This is a genomic window from Oscillibacter sp., assembly GCF_040505565.1.
GTDB lineage: Bacteria > Bacillota > Clostridia > Oscillospirales > Oscillospiraceae > Oscillibacter.
The window spans coordinates 24738-42505 of sequence record NZ_JBEUWZ010000021.1 but is presented as its reverse complement, the minus strand read 5'-3'; the positions used below and the strand labels follow the sequence as shown (position 1 = coordinate 42505).

Here is a 17768-nt window from a genome sequence, read left to right as displayed (position 1 = left end):
GGCGACCGGCCATGAAAGGGCGATCAGAGCATCTTGACCGTTTCGACACGGCGGAGCAGTTCGTCCTCCCGCATTGCCGGATTGATGGTTTCGTCGCTCTCCATGGCGATGGATGCCGCAGCCAGTCCCATCCGGGCAGTGTTCGCCAAATCCGTACCCCGCAGATATGCATAGATGATGGCGGCCATAAATGCGTCGCCGCAGCCGGTCGTGTTCACCATGGTTCCGGGAATGACTGGCAGATGGATTGCCCGTTCATGATCGGCGGCAAAAACGCCGTCGTTCCCCAGGGAGATAAACACCCGCCGCAATCCGGTTTCCAGCAGCCTTTCCGCCGCCAGACGCAGACTCTTTTTGTCGCGGATCTTCACGCCGGAAAGCAGCTCCGCCTCGATGCGGTTGGGCTTGAGAGTGTGGAGCTTTCCCAAAATGGGCCGGAGCTTTTCCGCTTTCACGGTGGAGACCGGATCGCAGAAAATGGGGGCCGTGCAGTGGTCCGCCAGATAGCGAAGCGTCTCTGCTGGAGGGTTCGTGTCCGCCGCCACCACCTGCGCCCCGTCCAGAAGCTTTTGCCTCTGAGCCAGAAACTGAGGCGTCAGGCGCCTGTAAATATCCATATCGTTAACGGCCAGGGACATGTCGCCCCGCTCGTCGTTAATAAACAGATAGGTGGACGTGTGCTCATCCGGCAGGAAAGGGGAGTGGGAGATGTCGATGCCAAGCTCCGCACAGCTTGCGGCGATCTTCTGCGCGTTCAGATCGTCGCCAAATACCGTCAGCAGCCGCACATCCAGCCCCAGAAGGGCCATGTTATGGGCAATGTTGCGCCCCACACCGCCAAGGCTCATGCGAACCCGGCCGGGATTGGAGTCGTGAGCCACCGGTGTCTCCGACGGCCAGCCGCCGATGTCCATGTTCACGCCGCCCACCACCGCCGCGTAGGGTGCGGTGCGGACAATGTAGCCCTTTCCGGCGATGCAGCCCTTTTTCATCAGGTTGGAGATGTGTACCGCCACACTGGACCGGGTAATGCCCGCCTTTTCAGCCAACTCTTGCTGGGAGATCAGGGGGTTTTCCTTGATCCAGTTCAGAAGCTGGCGTTCGCGTTGTGTCATGGTGTCACCTTCTAAACATTTTGATAATTTATAATCACATGTTTATTTTACGCGTTTCGAGCAATTTGTCAATAGGGAAAATCCGTTTTATTCCATGCAAAAAATCCCGGATGGGGAACCGATCGGTTTTCATCTCCGTCTAAACAGGAAAGGAGGCTGATCCGGATGAAAGAGAAGAGAGTACTCCCGTTGATTTTCACCCTGTGCCTGACGCTGACATCCTGCGGGCAAGCTGCCGCAGGCGGAGGAATATCCGCTGCACCGATGGTCGACGCGAGCCCGGATTCTTCCAAGGGTCAGTCCGCCGGAACAGTCATGTCCTGCCGCATTGTGGACGGGGCGGAGGACGGCAACCTGCTGCTGGCGGAACTGGATGGAGCGGGGAGCGGCGTGTACACGCTGACGGTGGGGGACATTCCGGTGGCGGTGGACGGAGAGAAAGCCTCTGCCGCCGATCTGACCGACGGCATGACGGTGGAGGTGGATTACTCCGGCACCGTACTGGAGACCTATCCCGCGCAGCTTGCAAACGTCTCGTCCCTCCGGGCGCAGACGCCGCCGGGCGGCGGATATACCGACCTGTGCGGACTCTGGCTCAAGGTGCTGGATGACCTGTGGAGCACGGACCCGGGGCTGAACGGAATGGAGGGCGGCGGCACGGTGCCCTATGTTGGCGTGGACCTGAGCCGAGCGCCCGGAGACCTATCGGCGGCGGAGAAGGCCGCCGTCGCATGGCGGTTTGCCCAGCTTCACGGCGCCGCACCTCTGAGCGGAACCTTCGATGAGCTGGCAAAGCAGGGCTATATTGACCGGGCGGAACTCTCCTGGAAAGACGGCGTCTTCTTTTCCATCGCGGAGAATCACAGTCATGACGAGGAGCGTTACAGTCTGCCGGTGCTTCAGTTCGATGCGCAGAAGTGGCGCGGCGGCGACGGTGCGGATTTCTTTTCCGACTGCATGTGCGTCTGGCCGGAAAACGGAGTCTGGTCGGACTATGCCGTGGGAAGCGAGGCTGTTTCCTGACCGTGCGGCGCTTCAAAATGGTGGAATCCCGGCCGAATGCGCTGCATTTGGCCGGGATTCCTTGTTGCACGCAGGGGATGACCATGGTATAATAAACTTCGCATTATATCTGCACGGCTATCGCGGTTCCGGGCTGCATCTGAATAAAATAGGAGAGAGAGCATGACCACCAAAGAGTTTCAAAAACATTCCATGCTGCAAATTTTTATAAGCTACTTCAAACCCCACCGGCGGCTTTTCTTTTTGGACATCACCTGTGCGCTGGTGATGTCGCTGATTGACCTGGCGTTTCCATTCGTCTCCCGGTGGTGCATGTATTCGCTGCTGCCGGCAAACGCATGGCAGGCATTTTTCGGAGTCATGGCCGTCGTGGTAGCGGCGTTTACGCTCCGGGCGGGACTGAGCTATGTGATCAGCTATTATGGCCACACGTTCGGCATTCTGGTGGAGGCGGACATCCGCCGGGACCTCTTTCACCACATGCAGGATCTGAGCTTTGGGTACTACGATAAAAACCGCACAGGCCAGCTGATGAGCCGTCTCACTGCGGACCTTTTCGATATTACGGAGCTGGCCCACCACGGACCGGAGGACCTGTTCATTTCCGCAGTTACCATCATCGGCTCCCTTGCGGTGATGTTCTCCATCCAGTGGCGGCTGGCCATCGTGATTGCCCTGATCCTGCCGGTGTTTTTTGCCGTGGTCTGGAGCTGCCGAAGGTCCATGGGAGATGCCTCCGACGCGGTGAAGCGGAAGACCGCCGCCATCAACTCGGACATTGAGTCCGGCCTTTCCGGCATTCGGACTGCCAAGGCCTTTGCCAACGAGCAGGCGGAGCTGCACAAGTTTGACCGCTCCAACGAGACCTTCAAGACTTCCAAGCGGATGTTTCACAAGGCCATGGGCCGGTTCAACGCCGCCATGGAGTTCTTTCTTTGCATCTTGCAGGCGGCGGTAATCGCCGTGGGTGGCTGGCTCATCATGCAGGGGCGGATGAATACCATTGATCTCATCACCTTCAGCCTGTATATCACGACGTTTGTCAGTCCCATCCGAAAGCTTTCCTCTTTCATGGAGCTGTTTGCCAACGGTGCGGCGGGCCTGAAGCGGTTCGCAGAACTGATGCGCATTGAGCCGGAGTTGAGGGATGCCCCCGATGCCGAAGAACTTCAACGGGTGGACGGGCGCATTGATTTGGATCAGGTGGACTTTGCCTACCGGGACGGGCTGCCGGTGCTGCATGGCATCGATCTGCATATCCGCCCCGGCGAGACCGTGGCGGTGGTAGGGCCCTCCGGCGGCGGAAAATCCACGCTTTGTCAGCTGATCCCCCGGTTTTACGACGTGTCCGAGGGCTGCGTGAAGCTGGATGGGAAAGATGTGCGCCATGTGACCCAGCGCTCGCTGCGGCGGAACGTGGGTGTTGTGCAGCAGGAGGTGTTCCTGTTTGCCGCAAGCGTTCTGGAGAACATCCGCTACGGACGGCCGGACGCCACGGAGGAGGAGATTTTCAAGGCCGCGAAGGAAGCGGAGATCTATGACGATATCTGCGCTCTGCCGGAGGGGTTTGATACTTATGTGGGGGAGCGGGGCACCCTTCTCTCAGGCGGGCAGAAGCAGCGTATCTCCATCGCCCGCATCTTTTTGAAGGACCCGCCGGTGCTGATTTTAGACGAGGCGACCTCCGCGCTGGACAGCGTGACGGAGGCAAAAATTCAGTCCGCCTTTGATCGTCTGGCCAAGGACCGTACCACCCTGATCATTGCCCACCGGCTTTCCACCGTCCACGGCGCGGATCGGATTCTGGTGGTGGAGAACGGCGAGATTGTGGAGCAGGGACCCCACAAGGAGCTGCTGGCGAAAAACGGCGCCTACGCGGCGCTTTACCGCACACAGGAGTTACAGCATGGATAAAACAAAGCTGCTGGACAGGGTGGCAAAAAACGGCGAGGAGCGGTTGACCCTGGCCCGGGTTCTGGACCGGCTTGAGCAGGCCCAAAGCCGTAACATTCCCACCGCGACAGATTTTCTCTCTCCTCAGGAGCAGACTTCCGCGGAGATGCTTTTGAATCTGGCGGGAGTCGGCGGAACGGAGTATGTGACCATGGGCGGCTACGAGGGCGCGGAGCGGAAGATGATCCTGTTCCTGCCGGACTGGCTGGACGTGCAGAGCGCGGCGGAGCAGAGTCCCCTCCGATGTCTGCGGGCCAAGTACCGCCCGGAGTACGACCTCAGCCACAGGGACATTCTGGGCAGTCTCATGGGCATGGGCATTACCCGGGAAAAGACCGGGGACATATTGGTGGGCAAGGAATCCTGCGACCTGATCGTACTGGAGAGCGTGGAGAACTTTTTGTTGCAGAGCTGGGACCAGGCGGGACGGGCGAAGCTGAGCGTTTCCGCCATCGAGATGACGGACCTGGCCGCACCGGAGGAGACCTGCGAGGAAGTACGGGACACGGTGATGAGCCTCCGGCTGGACGCCGTGGCGGCCACCGGGTTCAAGATGGCCCGGGGAAAGGCTTCGGCGCTGATCGAGAGCGGCAAGGTGCAGGTAAACTGGCAGGACTGTACAAAACCGGACAGACTGCTGGGTGAGGGAGACACCGTCACTGCCCGGGGCCTTGGAAAGTTCAAGGTGGCGGAGGTTGGCGGCGTGACAAAAAAGGGACGGACCTCCATTGTCATCAAACGCTATGTGTAAGGTGTTTGCGCGGGAACGCGCAGATGCCTGAGAGGGAGGAAATAGCATGGAGCAAAAGCGGATCGACCGGATTAACGAGCTGGCCCGCAAGGCCAAAACGCCGGAGGGCCTGACTGAGCGGGAGACGGCGGAACGCGCAGCCCTGCGTCGGGAGTACGTAGATGCCGTATTGGGAAATTTACAGGGACAGCTGGACAACACATACATCCAGCGGCCCAACGGTTCCAGAGAAAAACTGAGGAAGAAAGAGGAGTGAGAGCGATGGCTTGCGGAAATCAAAGCCATGAGGGCGGTTGGAGGTCCTGGGCGCTGATTGTGTTCCTGTTCGCCATCGGTATCTGGCCTGTGGCGCTGTTTTTGCTGTTTGCCAAACTGTTTGGAAACGACAACAAGAACAGGCAGGACTATACGGCTCCTCCGCCTTTACAGGTGGATTACTCCGCAGAGCAGTCGTATACTGCCCGGGATACCGCCCGGGATGCGAGAGATGCCGCGCGGGACGCCGTCCGAGATGCCCGGCATGCCGCCCACGACGCCGCCCGGACTGTCCGGCATGCTGCCAGAGACGCCGCGCGGGACACCCGGTATGCCGCCGACAGCCGCGCCAGAACCGCTGCGCAGAATATGGTGAGGTCACCGGCCACCAAAAAGTCCAACGCCCGGAAGATGAAGATCATCGGCCTGGTGGTCATGGCTATGGGATTTCTGGCTGCCACCAATCCGGCTGACATGGTGTTTTCTGGTTATATTGCAGGAAATATTTGGGATTTTTTGGAATACCTGGCCATTGCGGTGGGCGGCTTGGGTATGTTCTGCGGCGGACTGAAAATGGACGCAAACATGCACCGCTACGCCCGCTATCTGGCGGTCATGGGAGAGACGGAGGCCGTTTCTCTCACGGCGCTGAGCCGAAAGCTGGGCTGGTCGGAAAAGCGCGTGGAAAAGGACCTTGAAAAGATGATCGACCGGGGATATTTCGGCGGTCAGGCATATCTGGACCGGAGTCTGGGCTACTTCTTCCGCAGCAGTCAGGCGGACGCGGAGCTGAAAAAACAGCGGGAAGCTCAGTCCGCCGCTCAAGAGCCGCCCAAGGAGACGGAGGAGGGCTACTCCGGCATCCTGCGGAATATCCGCCGGGCCAATGACCGAATCGCCGATCCGGTGTTGACCGCGAAGATCGATCGGCTGGAGGACATCACCGCACGCATCTTCCGGGCGGTGGAGGAGGACCCTAAAAAGCGCAGCCGCATTGATACATTCCTGAACTATTATCTGCCCACCACGCAAAAGCTTCTGGATGCCTATGCGGAGTTTGACGCCGCAGGCGTGGAGGGCGAAAATCTGCGCCAGGCAAAGCAGAGAATCGAGAAGACCATGGATTCCATCGTGGAGGGATTCGAACATCAGTTGGACGAGCTGTATAAAACCGACGCCATGGATGTGGACAGCGACATCCGGGTGATGGAAACCATGCTTCACAGGGATACCGCCAGCGTTGAGAAGGATTTCGGCCTTGGCGGATCGGCGCAGACGGCCCCCAAGTCCACCAGTGCGGGCGATGTGGATCTGGGAGGCACAGCGGCCCAGATGCAGGAGGAATAGGACGCCCAGCCGGAACGTCTGGACGCTAATAATGCGCAGATGAAGAAAAGCAGTGATGTAAAAGAAAACGGGGCGGCAGAGATTATTTCTCTGCCGCCCTGCTATTTATCTGAGCATTGCGGCGGCTCCAGGAGCTGCTGCATTTTTGACAGCCGCGGTCTCCGCTGTCACGGTCCTGACGGATGTACAATCCCCGAATCAGCCTAAGATCAGCGCGATAACCAAACCCAGCAGAGCACCGAACGCAACCTGAAGAGGAGTATGTCCCAGAAATTCCTTCATCTTTATGTCGCTTTCAAGGTCGCTGCTAAACAATTCCAGCAGCTCATTGAGCGCTTTGGCGTGTTTCCCGGCCTCCAAGCGGACGCCCATGGCGTCGTGCATGACGATAATTGCAAGGATCGCCGCCACGGCAAACGCCGCCGAGTCCAAGCCGCATTCCATCCCGGCGGTGACCGCCATCGCCGTCACCGTTGCGGAGTGTCCGCTGGGCATTCCACCGTCTCCGCACAGACGGCGAATGTCCAGCTTCCGATTCATAAGAGCGTAGATAATCACCTTTAAGACCTGCGCGATGATCCAGGCGATCATGGCGTTGACCAAAATGTGGTTTTCCCATAGACTCATGCTGCGTCGATGCCTCCTGTCGTGTCGGACTTGGCTTCTATGGAATGTGCGCGCTGCGCGGCAATTGCTGGTACGATAGCATGATCAGATCATGCCGCCCTTTCGGCGGCTGCACAGAGGCCGGGATGCAGCCGCTCTATGTTTATTATAGCACATTCTGGACGAAACGGCCAGTTCTTTGTCGAATTGCGTGCTTTTCTTCGCGCTCGCTCCTGCTTATGAAGATCTGCCGATTCTCACCGGCGATTGGACGGAGGCATGGAGGGCCTGCCTTATCAGCCGCTATTTACAGGACCGCGGCGCCGTCACGCTGATAAATAAGATAATCTATGCATACAGGCTCCCGGAACATGTGTGGATGGCCTATGAAACGGGAAACGGCATGACCGCAGGCCATGCCGTTTCCTAAAAAACAAGTTTAACTTACGATTCCTCGTCGGTGCGGGTCCCTTTTCATGGCCGGCTGTTCAGCCCTCTTTTTTGGCGGCCAAAGCCTTTTGCAGCCAATCCTTGCCGTCCACGAAGCGAGCCACCACATAGCTGATCACATAGTCTCCGGCGGAGTTGACCATGGTGGCGGGAGGGTCCACCAGATTGCCGATGGTAATGGCGATGGGATAGGCCAACTCCATCTGAGAGGGGAAGAACACGGAGCACATGATGAACTCGCCGATGTAACCGCCGCCGGGGATGCCGCTCATTCCCACGGAGGACAAAACCGCCACCAGAATCACTTTCGCGAAGGTGCCGGCGCCGTCAAAGGGAATGCCGAACACGCCGAACAGGAACGCAATTTTCAGCACGCAGGAGAAACACGAGCCGTCCATGTGCATCGTGGCTCCCAGAGGCACCACGATTTCGCTGACATCCTTGGGAATGCCGGTTTCCTCCGCCACCTCCATGTTGGTGGGGATGGTGGCAACGGACGAGCAGGTGCCAAGGCTGGTGACAGCGGGCCGCAGGATGTGCTTGAACATCACTTTTACAGCGCCCTTGCCGCCGCCGAAGCGGGCGAACAGGGGGAACGCGGTGACCACATAGATGAAGCACAGGGGATAGTAGACGATCAACGCCCGGCCATAGTCCTTGGCGATGCCGGAGCCATAGGTTGCCACCAGATCGGCGAAGAAGCCGAAAAACGCGATGGGGGCATAATAGGTGACAATCTTGACGACCTTCATCATGCAGTTGGACAGGTCATTCAGGAACTTTCCAACCATGCTGTCGGGGCCGCCGTTCATGTTCACGCCGAACCCAAAAATAATGGAGAACACGATCAGCGGCAGCATGGCCCGACGGCTCAGCAGACCCACAAAGTCCTCGGCGGTGAGGAAGCTGACAATCAGCTCCGCCACGGTCTTCTGCTCATCCACCGTACCGGCGGGAATATTCTGCCACGGGGTCAGCACCGGGGGGATCAGCTTCATCAGCACGATCATAATGACGGCAGCGATTGCTCCCGTGACCACGAAGGTGACGATGGTGGTACCCATGATCTTGCCGGCCCGCTTCGCACTTTTCATGTTGGCCACGGCGCCGGAGATGGATGCGAACACCATGGGGACCACGATACAGAACATCAGGTTGATAAAGATCTGACCCAGGGGCTTCAAAACGGAGGCACCCGCTGCGGTCACATTGCCGTCTGCGTCCTTCACATTGGGGAACATAGCGCCGACGACGCAGCCGAGCAAGATACCGCAGATCATGCAGATCAAAAGACCATAGCTGCTCCAGACAGAGGCTTTTTTATTCATAAATCTCCAATCCTCTCTTTCACACACAATAGGGGATAATTTATTTTGCGGGGCGAAGCTCCTCATCGGTAATTTCGCCTTTGCAAATGATGTTGGTGGGCCCCGTCAGATACAGAGCCGCGATATGGGAGCCGTCCCGCTCCGCGTCCACGATGAGCCGCCCGCCGGTCATATCGACCTTGACGCCCTGACCGGAGACCTTGCCCTGAAGGGTCAGGACGGTGACGACGGAGCCGGTGCCGGTGCCGCAGGCATAGGTGAAATCCTCCACGCCCCGTTCAAAGGTCCGCTCATAGACGGTATCCTCGCCGGTGATCTCATAGAAATTCACGTTGGCCCCCTTGGGGAAAGAGGGATGATGCCGCATGGCGCGGCCCAGCTCCCGCAGCTCGCCCTGATCCGCGTTCTGCAGACCCCGATAGGGGACCACGGCGTGGGGCAGGCCCGGGTTTCCCAGCTCCACATAGGCGCAGGGATATCGGACGCCGCCTACCTCAATGGGGTGCTCCAGCTGGACGGTGGAGGGGTCGTTGAGCCGGATGCGGTAAAGCCTCCGGTCCATGCGCTTGCCGGTGATGATGCCCGCCGTGGTTTCCACGGTTTGAGTTTCTCCGGCAAGGCCGGTTTCATAGCCGTATCGGCAGATGCACCGGGCACCGTTGCCGCACATTTCACCAACCGACCCGTCGGAGTTGTAGAACAGCATTTTGTAATCTCCACCCTGATCGGGGGTATCAATTACCATGAAGCCGTCCGCTCCAATGGACAGATGCCGTTCACACAGCGTCCTTGCCATCTCCGGGAACACCTCCGTCGGCAGATGTTCCTCCAGATTATTCAGGACAATGAAGTCATTGCCCGCGCCGTTCATTTTCCAAAATTGCATCAGCGGCAGACCCCCCTCTCAAATTTTCTTGCTCTATTATATCAGCAGATAACCCGCAATTACACTGGAGAATGTGCTAAATTCCATGCAAAAAGTGCGGCCTTCTTTGAGCAATAGGAGAAAAAAGGAAAAATAAAAATGGAACTGCCGAAAACGGTGGATTCCGCTAGGAAGCCGGACGCTTCAAGTTTGTTGGAAGGTAAAAATATTCAGGCTGCAAAAAGGTCCCAAAGGACTTTTTTGCAGCCTGAAGGTTTGGATACGTTAGGCTTCCTGAATGGCGGAGACGGGGCAGGAGTCAATGGCTGACTTTACCTTGTCGTCGGGGCCGTCGGCAGAGGCTTCAGCCTTGCCGTCCCCATTCCACTTGAACACCTCGGGTACGGAGTCGACGCACAGGCCGCAGCTGATGCAGGTGTCCGGATCCACATGAGCACGCATAAAATCCCTTCCTTTCCGTTTTTCGGCGGAAAAACCGCCGTGGCTAGTATGCCCGGCTTGGGTAATTCCTTCCCTGGATAGCTTATGCGAATCAATATGCTCAGGCGTGGGCCACGGGACGTCGGGCACGAACAGACCCCGTCTTTCGTCCGGACATTTCCTCCAGGGTCTGATAGGGTAGCCCTTCCAACTCGTAGATCGTCCGCAGTACCCGGCCCATGGCGGCGATGCTGCGGCTGCGGGCCACTTCCAGCCCGCCGGCAGCGGGAGAGGGAAGGTCGCCATTCAGAAGGCCGGAGACCTTCCGCAAAAAGTCCCAATTGTCCTTGGCCTTACAGACGGAGACGCCGTCGGTGAGCCAGTCCCGGTACACTGGGATGTCCCGTACGACCGTGGGGATGCCGCAGGCCAGAGCCTCCAGAACCACAATGCCCTCGGTCTCCTCGTGGCTCATAAAGGCAAATACGTCGCACCCGCAGTAGGCGTCCCGCAGCTCATCCCGGCCCACGTAACCTGGGAAAACCAGATTGGACGGAGCGTCGGCAATGGCTTGCCGAATCTCGTGAGGCACCAGGTCCAGATTGGTATAGCCGAACCAGAAGAAACGGACGTCCGGCAGCTTCCGGGCCATGTCCACAAAATCCACAAGGCCCTTGCGGGCGATATAGTGTCCTACGGAAAGAACAGCCTTCTCCTGCTCCCTGACGCCGTACTTTTCCCGGAATATCTTGCGGCGGGCAAGAGAGGGGGTGAAGAAATCCGTATCCACACCGTTGCTCAAAGCGTAGATCGGACGGCGGATGCCGTAGCTCTCCAAAAGCTGCTTGGAATAGGGGGTGGGGGTGATGATCACGTCGCCCCGCTCATAGCAGAATTTGATCCACCGGCGGAATAGCGGCGCCAGAAGGTTTGACCCCTTGAAAGAGTTGCGGAAGTCCTCCTCGGTGGAATGACCGTAGTACACGACCTTTTTTCCCGCTAGGTGGGCGCGGAGAGCGGCCAGCGGCGCGTCGGGCAAAACGGTGTTGATATGAACCGTCCGGGCCTCCGGAACAAAGCGCTCCGTGGAGACGATATCCGCGTCGGACAGCATTTCCTTTTGATGAAGCACAGCCTGCCCCACACCGCTGCGGCAGACCAGAGACAAAGAGCCGGCATATAATTGAACACTCATGACAGATTTCCTCCTTTTCAGGGCGCAGCAAACCAGGGCGGGCCGGAGAGAACCCACTCTGTGCTGCGATTTTTGGCTTCAACCGTCCCGGCAGACAGGCGGGCGGCATTTACAGGAGCGCCGCCGCATGTTGGAACACCACGTTCAGCCCCAGCGAATACAGCGCGATGGCGGCGGGTTTCCCCAGCAGGATGATGGCGGTGAACCGGCCCAGGCGCATGGGGGTGGTGCCGGCCAGGTAGCACAGAAAGTCGTCGGGAGCCACGGGAAAGAAAATGGCGGCGGCAAACAGTACGTCGAACCGGCGGGAGGTCCAAGCTTTGTATTTTGAAATGGTATCCGGTTTGAACATCACCGCGAGTAAAGGGCGGCCATATTGCTTTGCCAGCAGAAACGCGGCGATGGAGCCGACGCAGATACCGGCGTAATTGTACACAAAGCCCAGCCCCGGGCCGAACAGCAGCACGCCCGCCAGACATCCCAACCCGCCGGGCAGAATGGGGATGACCACCTGCACCGCCTGAAATGCCACAAATATCAGCGCGCCCAGTGCGCCAAAGCCGGTGATGTAAGCTTGAAGTGCCTCCTGAGAGGTGAACAGCTGATGCTGCCAGCCGTAAAGCACCAGCAGGGCGCAGCCGATCAGACCCGCGACGGTACATAGGTTCAGCAGCACTTTTGTAGTTACGCGGTTTTCCATAGTCCCTCCCCCTCTATGGCGGAGGCGTATACCTCCGCGACGCGGTGGACAAAGCTCTCGGCGGAGAAATTCTGCCGGGCGTGTTCCGCGGCAGCGGCACGCATGGACGCGCGGAGTTGCTCGTCCGCTAGAAACTCCTGCAAATGAGCGGTAAATTCACGGCCATCTGCAAATTGCCAGCCGTTGACTCCGTTTTCTATGACTCCGGCGAGGCAGGTATCCTTCCGGCACAGGGCGGGAAGCCCCGAGGCTAGCGCCTCTATATAAGTGAGGCCCTGCGTCTCGCTGGTGGAGGCGCTGACAAACAGGTCGCCCAACCGGTAGTAGTCCGCCACCTGCGCGGGCTTTACCATTCCGGTGAACACCACGCGATCGCACAGCCCCAGGTCCCGGACAGTTTCCTCCAGCGTCTGGCGGTAAGGCCCATCTCCCACCAGAAGAAGGGTGATGTCGTCCCGATTCAGCTCCGCAAGGCAGGCCAAGAGCTCTTCCACATTCTTTTCCTTGGCCAGGCGGCCCACGTAGGTCAGCACAAAGTTGTTCTCGGGAATTCCCAGCTTCGCCTTTAACTGACGGAGATAAGTGCCGTCGGACAGACCGGAAAACCGACTCAGATCAATGCCTGTGGGAATCACGTACACAGGGCGACGGACACTGTAATTTTTCAAAATGCCGCGCACCTTTTCCGTAGGAGCGATGACGCAGGCGGTCTGGGCGATGATGTGCCGGGATACCAGCGCCACCATACGCCGTCCCCAGGTCCGGCTGGGAGAAAAGTAGTGAGTGTAATCCTCGTAGACCGTGTGATAGGTGTGGACGATGGGTGCTCCGGTGTGGTCGCTGATCTTTCTGGCAAGCAGAAAGGTTGAAAATTCGCACTGTGTATGAATGACGTCGGGCCGCCAGTGGATCAGCGCCTGTACCTGACGGGTGGCCAGAGCGGTGCGCAGACGCGCACCGGGATAAACCAGTCCCGCGCTCATGGCGCCCACATAGGTCACCTTATCCCGTACCAAGGTGTGCCGGGATTGAGATAGGGTCAGAACCCGGACTTCATGGCCCTGGGCCTCCAACTCCCGCTGAAGATTCAATACCGAGGTCACCACGCCGTTGACAGTCGGGGCGTACCAGTCGGAGGCAATCAAAACTTTCATAAAAGGAACATCCTTTCCGGTGTAGATAATCTTATCTTATACGCGCGGCCATTGATCGCCGGGCGCCGTGTACGCAGCTATACTTAATATACGAGGAGCGCGGGGAAAACACTTCAAATTTTAAAATATTTTAAGTATTTTCGGTGCAGCTCCAGACTGAAACCGTAAACTGTACTAGCTGTATTAATACGGTTAGTGTAGAACGAAAAAGGGAAAATGTCAAGAGGTAACACGAAAAAACTGTATCAAATATTTAGTACATGAGTACAATAGCACGCTTGCAAAAAAAGTCAAGGGGCCATTCCGTAAAACTTGGGATAATTATTACTGAGTGGATATGAAATTCGGCCAGATCGCCCCGTTTGAGATCAAAGACAGGGTGTGGCTTGCTTTTTTCAGGAAGGAAAGTTATAATGATAAAAATAGAGGGTTTGCCTAGTATCGGCAGATTCGCGGAATTTTTGCGCCGAGCGCGTAAAAAACGAAAAATGGTTTTGGCGTGTGATATCGATCAGACGTTCCTGAAGGAGGTGCGGAGTCATGGCCATGAAATCTCTTTGCCCGGAGTTTGTCCTACCGGACCCGGCGGCGGACCGTAAGGCGAGCGGGTGGGACAGTACCGCGTGAGCGGCGCGGCGATCTATTTCAAGACGTTTCCCGGAGAGAAGTATCTGCCTTTTTCCGCGGTGGAGTGGGCCTGGGCGCAGAAGTCCAGAGTGTCTCTGACCGGTTGCTGCGGGGGTGAACTGCCGGTGGTGATCCTGCGGATGAAGTATTCCGGGGGATTCTACCAGAATTTCACCTTTGAAAAGCAGGAGAGCGCCGATCAGGTGCTTGCGGCGCTGCGGGAGGCGCGGCCGGAGGTTCCGCAGGAGCCGGAGGGCTGAACCGCGGAGATCGTGCACCCGTACTTGAGAAAAGACGAAAGTGAAGGGCTGAAGGCATCGCCTTCGACCCTTCACTTTTATGCGCTCAATATTTGTTCAGAATGACATCAGACGCCTTGCCGGTGGCAATCTCCACGTACCGCACGAACAGGGCAACCTTGTTTTCCGCATCCAGCGCGTCCCACAGCTGCTTAGAAAAGGCGGCGGCGTCCGGCGCGTCCAGCGCCACGGGGCGCGGCTCTCCCTCAAAGGAGGGCAGGGGGTTTCCGTCTTCCTGATAGGTGTGGATGAAGTGGCCGATGCCGGCCTTCGGCGCGTCATATTCAAAGAAATACCGGCAGCAGCAGTGCTCGTCTCCATCCAGAGATTTCAGAATGGACAGGTTATAGCTGAAGTCCGGCTTCAAAACGCCGCTGATGCGGGGCGTCCAGTTGGGGCCGTCCGGCTCAAAGGCGCGAGTGAGCAGAGCATGGCGATAACAGTGACCTGCCGCCAGCGCGTCCCGGATGGTGTCGGTCTGGTCGCCGTTGGTAACGATGATCTTTCCCTCGAATTCCCGGACGGGATGATAGATGATGAGGCTGGGATCGGTCATTTTTCCGGGGTCATGGGCCTGCGTGCGGATGCCGTCTTCCGTCGGGGCGAAGACGCGGTTTCGGGAGTTTTCACTGCGGCCCATAATGAAGTAGGCGAGGATTGCATGCCGATTGTCGGCGCTGCGGCCCAGCAGGATGCCCCGGCCGGGATAGCGGTTGGCACGCAGAAGGGTTTCGACGCTCTGTACGTTCATGACAGTCTCCTTATTTCAGCAGCTTTTTTCGCGCTTTATAATCGGGCATATACTGCTCGATCAGAGCATAAAACAATTTTCCGTGATTTTTATAGCGGATGTGGGCCAGCTCATGAACCACCACCGCGTCGATGGCCTCATCGGGGGAGCGCATCAGGTAGCAGGAAAAGCATAAACTGTTTTTTGCGCTGCAGCTGCCGTATCGCTTTTGAGCGGCGGTGATTTTCACGCCGGTGGGGCAAAGGCCCATCATGGCCCCGTAGCGCGCCACCCTTTCCGGCAGGACGGCCCGGGCCCGGGCTTTCAGCGCGTCGATCTCCTCCGCTGTGGGTGAAGGTCCCGCCTCGGCGGCTCGCTGCCGAACCTTCACCATGTGTCGGTCGATCCAGAGCTGATTCCGGGTGACGAACTCCCGGATGGTCCCCTCCGGGCACCGCAGAGGTGCGCGAACGAGCAGCCGACAATCCTTTGTGATCTCCAGCGCCAGCGTCCGCCGGCGGGAGCGAATCAGAGAATATGTTTCCATATCGTTAAGATAGCACAGCGGAGGGAAAAGTGCAAGATTTACCTTAACTTGGCCCGCGGCATCAAGAAATATCCACAAGAGCAGTTTCAATTAATCGGAACGTACGCCGGGAAGGAGACTACCAAAGAAAAACCGGCAAAATCCATATTGCCAGGACCGAAATAAACGGGTATACTGAAAATCAGTCGAAATCTGGAAAACCGGGCGGGGAAGTCCGCCGCACGAAAGGATGGCGCCTATGACCGTGTATGCTGAAATGAGCAAGCTGGAACAGCTGAAGGAGCAGGAGCTTGTCTGCCGAAGATTCGAGAAGCTCCGGGATCGGAAACTGAATTTGAATATGGCCCGGGGCAAGCCCGGAAAAGCCCAGCTGGATCTGGTCAGTGAGGGACTGCTTCACGTTTTTAAAACACCGGAGGACTATGTGTCCGATGGGATTGACTGCCGGAATTACGGCGAGACGGCCGGTCTGCCCGCCGCCCGCCGCCTGTTCGCGGAACTTCTCGGCTGCCGGACGGAGCAGGTGTTCGCCGCGGGCAACTCCAGCCTTCAGCTGATGTACGATACGATCTCCAAGGCGTATACCCACGGGCTTTTGCACAGTGAGCGCCCCTGGTGCAGGGAGGAGTGCGTGAAATGGCTCTGTCCCGCCCCGGGCTATGACCGGCACTTCAAGATCACGGAGTCCTTCGGCTTTGAACTTGTAACCATCCCCATGACGGAAAACGGCCCGGACATGGACGCGGTGGAGGCTGCCGTCCGGGACCCGCAGGTGAAGGGCATGTGGAATGTGCCGAAATACTCCAACCCCGATGGGATCGTTTACTCGGAGGAAACCGTGCGGCGCATCGCCGAGCTGAAGCCCGCCGCGCCGGATTTCCTGCTGATGTGGGACAACGCCTACTGTGTCCATGAGTTCGAGGGGGAGTTTGTCCCCTTCCCGGATATCCTCTGCGCATGTGCCGGTGCGGGAAACCCGGATATGGCGTTTGAGTTCGCGTCTACCTCTAAGATCACTCTGCCCGGTGCGGGCGTGGCGTGCTTTGCCTGCTCCGAGGCAAATATGGACTATATGAAAAAGCTGATGAGCGTACAGGTCATCAGCTTTGACAAGGTGAATCAGCAGCGCCACGTGCTGTTTTTAAAGGACAAGGTCCACACGCTGGAGCTGATGCGCCGCCATGCCGAAATCCTGGGGCCCAAATTCCGCTGTGTGACGGACGCGCTGGAAGCGGAGATTGCCCCTCTGGGCATTGCCTCCTGGCAGCGGCCCAAGGGCGGCTACTTTGTCTCGCTCAACGCGATGCCCGGCACGGCCAAGCGGACGCTGGACCTCTGCAAGGCCGCGGGCGTCACGATGACGTCTGCCGGAGCCACGTTCCCCTATGGCAAGGACCCACAGGACAGCAATATCCGCATCGCGCCGTCCCTGCCCCCGCTGGAGGAACTGGAGACCGCCATGGAAGTGCTGTGCACCTGCCTTAGAATGTCCGCACTGGAGAAAATTTCGAAATGAGATATGTTGGCAGTGTATACCGCCCGCCCTCCGAGGCCCGGAGCCTCATCGTCCAGGTGACCTTCGGGTGCAGCCATAATACCTGCGCCTTTTGCAGCATGTATAAGGAGAAGCGGTTTTCCATCCGTCCGCTGGAGGAGGTTCTGGCGGATTTTCGCGAGGCCAGGCAGCTCTATCCGCAGGTGGAGAAGATCTTTTTGGCCGATGGGGATGCGCTGGTCCGAAAAGCGGGAGAACTGGGAACCATTCTGGATACGATCCGGGAACTGTTCCCGGAGTGTGGCAGGGTGACGTGCTACGCCTCGCCGGACAGCGTGAAGATTCGCACGGACGGGGAATTGCAGGCTCTGCGGGCCAAGGGCTTGACCATGGTCTACATGGGCCTTGAATCCGGGTGCGACGCGGTACTTGAGAAGATGAAAAAGGGGCATGACGCGGCTTTCATCGTGGAGATGGGTCGGAAGATCCGCCGAAACGGCATTGCCCTCTCCGTCACCGCCATCACAGGCCTTGGCGGCCCCACGCTTTTGGAGAAGCACGCGGTGGAGACCGCGGCGGCCTTCAATGCCATGGACCCGGAGTATATCGGAATGCTGACGCTGATGGTGGAACCGGGGACGCCGCTTTTCGACTGGGTAAGGGACGGTTCCTTCAAGCTGCTGACCCCGGTGGAGGACCTGCGGGAGACGCGGCTGCTGGTGGAGCATCTGGACAGCCCCGGCAGCGTGTTCCGCATGAACCACGCCAGCAATTACTTGGCGCTGCGAGGAACGCTGAACGGCGACAGGGACGCTATGCTGGCGGCTATTGACCGGGCTGCGGCGGATCTTTCCCTGCTGCGGCCGGAGGAATGGCGCGGCCTGTAA

18 protein-coding genes are annotated in these 17768 nt (G+C 58.3%); 8 read left to right on the top strand and 10 right to left on the bottom strand.

Features of this window, described 5'->3' with window-relative positions; all coding sequences use genetic code 11:
* Positions 1 to 23 precede the first annotated feature (23 nt).
* The gene (locus ABWQ15_RS11020) at positions 24 to 1115 is read right to left on the bottom strand and encodes a PfkB family carbohydrate kinase (protein ID WP_353908820.1); all 1092 of its coding nucleotides are present in this window, start codon (positions 1113 to 1115) and stop codon (positions 24 to 26) included.
* 165 nt (positions 1116 to 1280) lie between these two features.
* Here ABWQ15_RS11020 and ABWQ15_RS11015 point away from each other — a divergent pair, with 165 nt between their 5' ends.
* From ABWQ15_RS11015 to ABWQ15_RS10995, 5 genes are all read left to right on the top strand, one after another.
* The gene (locus ABWQ15_RS11015) at positions 1281 to 2138 is read left to right on the top strand and encodes a hypothetical protein (RefSeq protein ID WP_353908819.1); all 858 of its coding nucleotides are present in this window, start codon (positions 1281 to 1283) and stop codon (positions 2136 to 2138) included.
* A gap of 162 nt (positions 2139 to 2300) precedes the next feature.
* Positions 2301 to 4052, top strand: a complete 1752-nt coding sequence (locus ABWQ15_RS11010; protein WP_353908818.1) for an ABC transporter ATP-binding protein — start codon at positions 2301 to 2303, stop codon at positions 4050 to 4052.
* Positions 4045 to 4842, top strand: a complete 798-nt coding sequence (locus ABWQ15_RS11005; RefSeq protein ID WP_353908817.1) for a YlmH family RNA-binding protein — start codon at positions 4045 to 4047, stop codon at positions 4840 to 4842. The genes ABWQ15_RS11010 and ABWQ15_RS11005 overlap by 8 nt, the downstream gene beginning before the upstream one ends.
* A gap of 46 nt (positions 4843 to 4888) precedes the next feature.
* A complete protein-coding gene (locus tag ABWQ15_RS11000; RefSeq protein WP_353908816.1) occupies positions 4889 to 5098 on the top strand; it encodes a DUF896 domain-containing protein in 210 nt (69 codons plus the stop codon).
* A 5-nt stretch (positions 5099 to 5103) separates the two neighbouring features.
* Positions 5104 to 6444: a 5-bromo-4-chloroindolyl phosphate hydrolysis family protein gene (locus ABWQ15_RS10995; RefSeq protein ID WP_353908815.1), complete on the top strand. Its 1341-nt coding sequence runs from the start codon at positions 5104 to 5106 to the stop codon at positions 6442 to 6444.
* 198 nt (positions 6445 to 6642) lie between these two features.
* Here ABWQ15_RS10995 and ABWQ15_RS10990 read toward each other — a convergent pair whose 3' ends face one another.
* The 7 genes from ABWQ15_RS10990 to ABWQ15_RS10960 all read right to left on the bottom strand — a co-directional run bounded on the left by ABWQ15_RS10990 (position 6643) and on the right by ABWQ15_RS10960 (position 13183).
* Entirely contained in the window at positions 6643 to 7071 is a 429-nt protein-coding gene (locus tag ABWQ15_RS10990; RefSeq protein ID WP_353908814.1) for a divergent PAP2 family protein, read from the bottom strand.
* Between the two features lie 467 nt (positions 7072 to 7538).
* The gene (locus ABWQ15_RS10985; protein ID WP_353908813.1) at positions 7539 to 8828 is read right to left on the bottom strand and encodes a dicarboxylate/amino acid:cation symporter; all 1290 of its coding nucleotides are present in this window, start codon (positions 8826 to 8828) and stop codon (positions 7539 to 7541) included.
* 40 nt (positions 8829 to 8868) lie between these two features.
* Complete coding sequence (dapF, locus tag ABWQ15_RS10980; RefSeq protein WP_353908812.1) at positions 8869 to 9714, bottom strand: diaminopimelate epimerase; 846 nt, start codon at positions 9712 to 9714, stop codon at positions 8869 to 8871.
* 264 nt (positions 9715 to 9978) lie between these two features.
* Positions 9979 to 10155, bottom strand: a complete 177-nt coding sequence (locus tag ABWQ15_RS10975) for a ferredoxin (protein WP_353908811.1) — start codon at positions 10153 to 10155, stop codon at positions 9979 to 9981.
* 100 nt (positions 10156 to 10255) lie between these two features.
* Entirely contained in the window at positions 10256 to 11329 is a 1074-nt protein-coding gene (locus ABWQ15_RS10970) for a glycosyltransferase family 4 protein (RefSeq protein ID WP_353908810.1), read from the bottom strand.
* Between the two features lie 109 nt (positions 11330 to 11438).
* Entirely contained in the window at positions 11439 to 12029 is a 591-nt protein-coding gene (locus tag ABWQ15_RS10965; protein WP_353908809.1) for a TVP38/TMEM64 family protein, read from the bottom strand.
* Positions 12014 to 13183: a glycosyltransferase family 4 protein gene (locus tag ABWQ15_RS10960; protein ID WP_353908808.1), complete on the bottom strand. Its 1170-nt coding sequence runs from the start codon at positions 13181 to 13183 to the stop codon at positions 12014 to 12016. Before ABWQ15_RS10960 ends, ABWQ15_RS10965 begins: the two co-directional genes overlap by 16 nt.
* 608 nt (positions 13184 to 13791) lie before the next feature.
* On the opposite strand from ABWQ15_RS10960, the gene ABWQ15_RS10955 reads away from it, so the two are divergent.
* Positions 13792 to 14070, top strand: coding sequence for a hypothetical protein (locus ABWQ15_RS10955; protein WP_353908807.1), 279 nt, complete (start codon positions 13792 to 13794; stop codon positions 14068 to 14070).
* Between the two features lie 85 nt (positions 14071 to 14155).
* On the opposite strand, the gene ABWQ15_RS10950 is transcribed toward ABWQ15_RS10955, so the two are convergent.
* Positions 14156 to 14860, bottom strand: a complete 705-nt coding sequence (locus ABWQ15_RS10950) for an IMP cyclohydrolase (protein WP_353908806.1) — start codon at positions 14858 to 14860, stop codon at positions 14156 to 14158.
* 10 nt (positions 14861 to 14870) lie between these two features.
* Complete coding sequence (locus ABWQ15_RS10945) at positions 14871 to 15386, bottom strand: M48 family metallopeptidase (RefSeq protein WP_353908805.1); 516 nt, start codon at positions 15384 to 15386, stop codon at positions 14871 to 14873.
* Positions 15387 to 15624: 238 nt separating this feature from the next.
* Here ABWQ15_RS10945 and ABWQ15_RS10940 point away from each other — a divergent pair, with 238 nt between their 5' ends.
* Both ABWQ15_RS10940 and ABWQ15_RS10935 read left to right on the top strand, forming a co-directional pair.
* Positions 15625 to 16902, top strand: a complete 1278-nt coding sequence (locus ABWQ15_RS10940) for an aspartate aminotransferase type Ic (protein ID WP_353908804.1) — start codon at positions 15625 to 15627, stop codon at positions 16900 to 16902.
* Positions 16899 to 17768 carry a radical SAM protein gene (locus tag ABWQ15_RS10935; protein WP_353908803.1) on the top strand — a complete coding sequence of 290 codons (870 nt, stop codon included), beginning with the start codon at positions 16899 to 16901 and terminating at the stop codon, positions 17766 to 17768. Before ABWQ15_RS10940 ends, ABWQ15_RS10935 begins: the two co-directional genes overlap by 4 nt.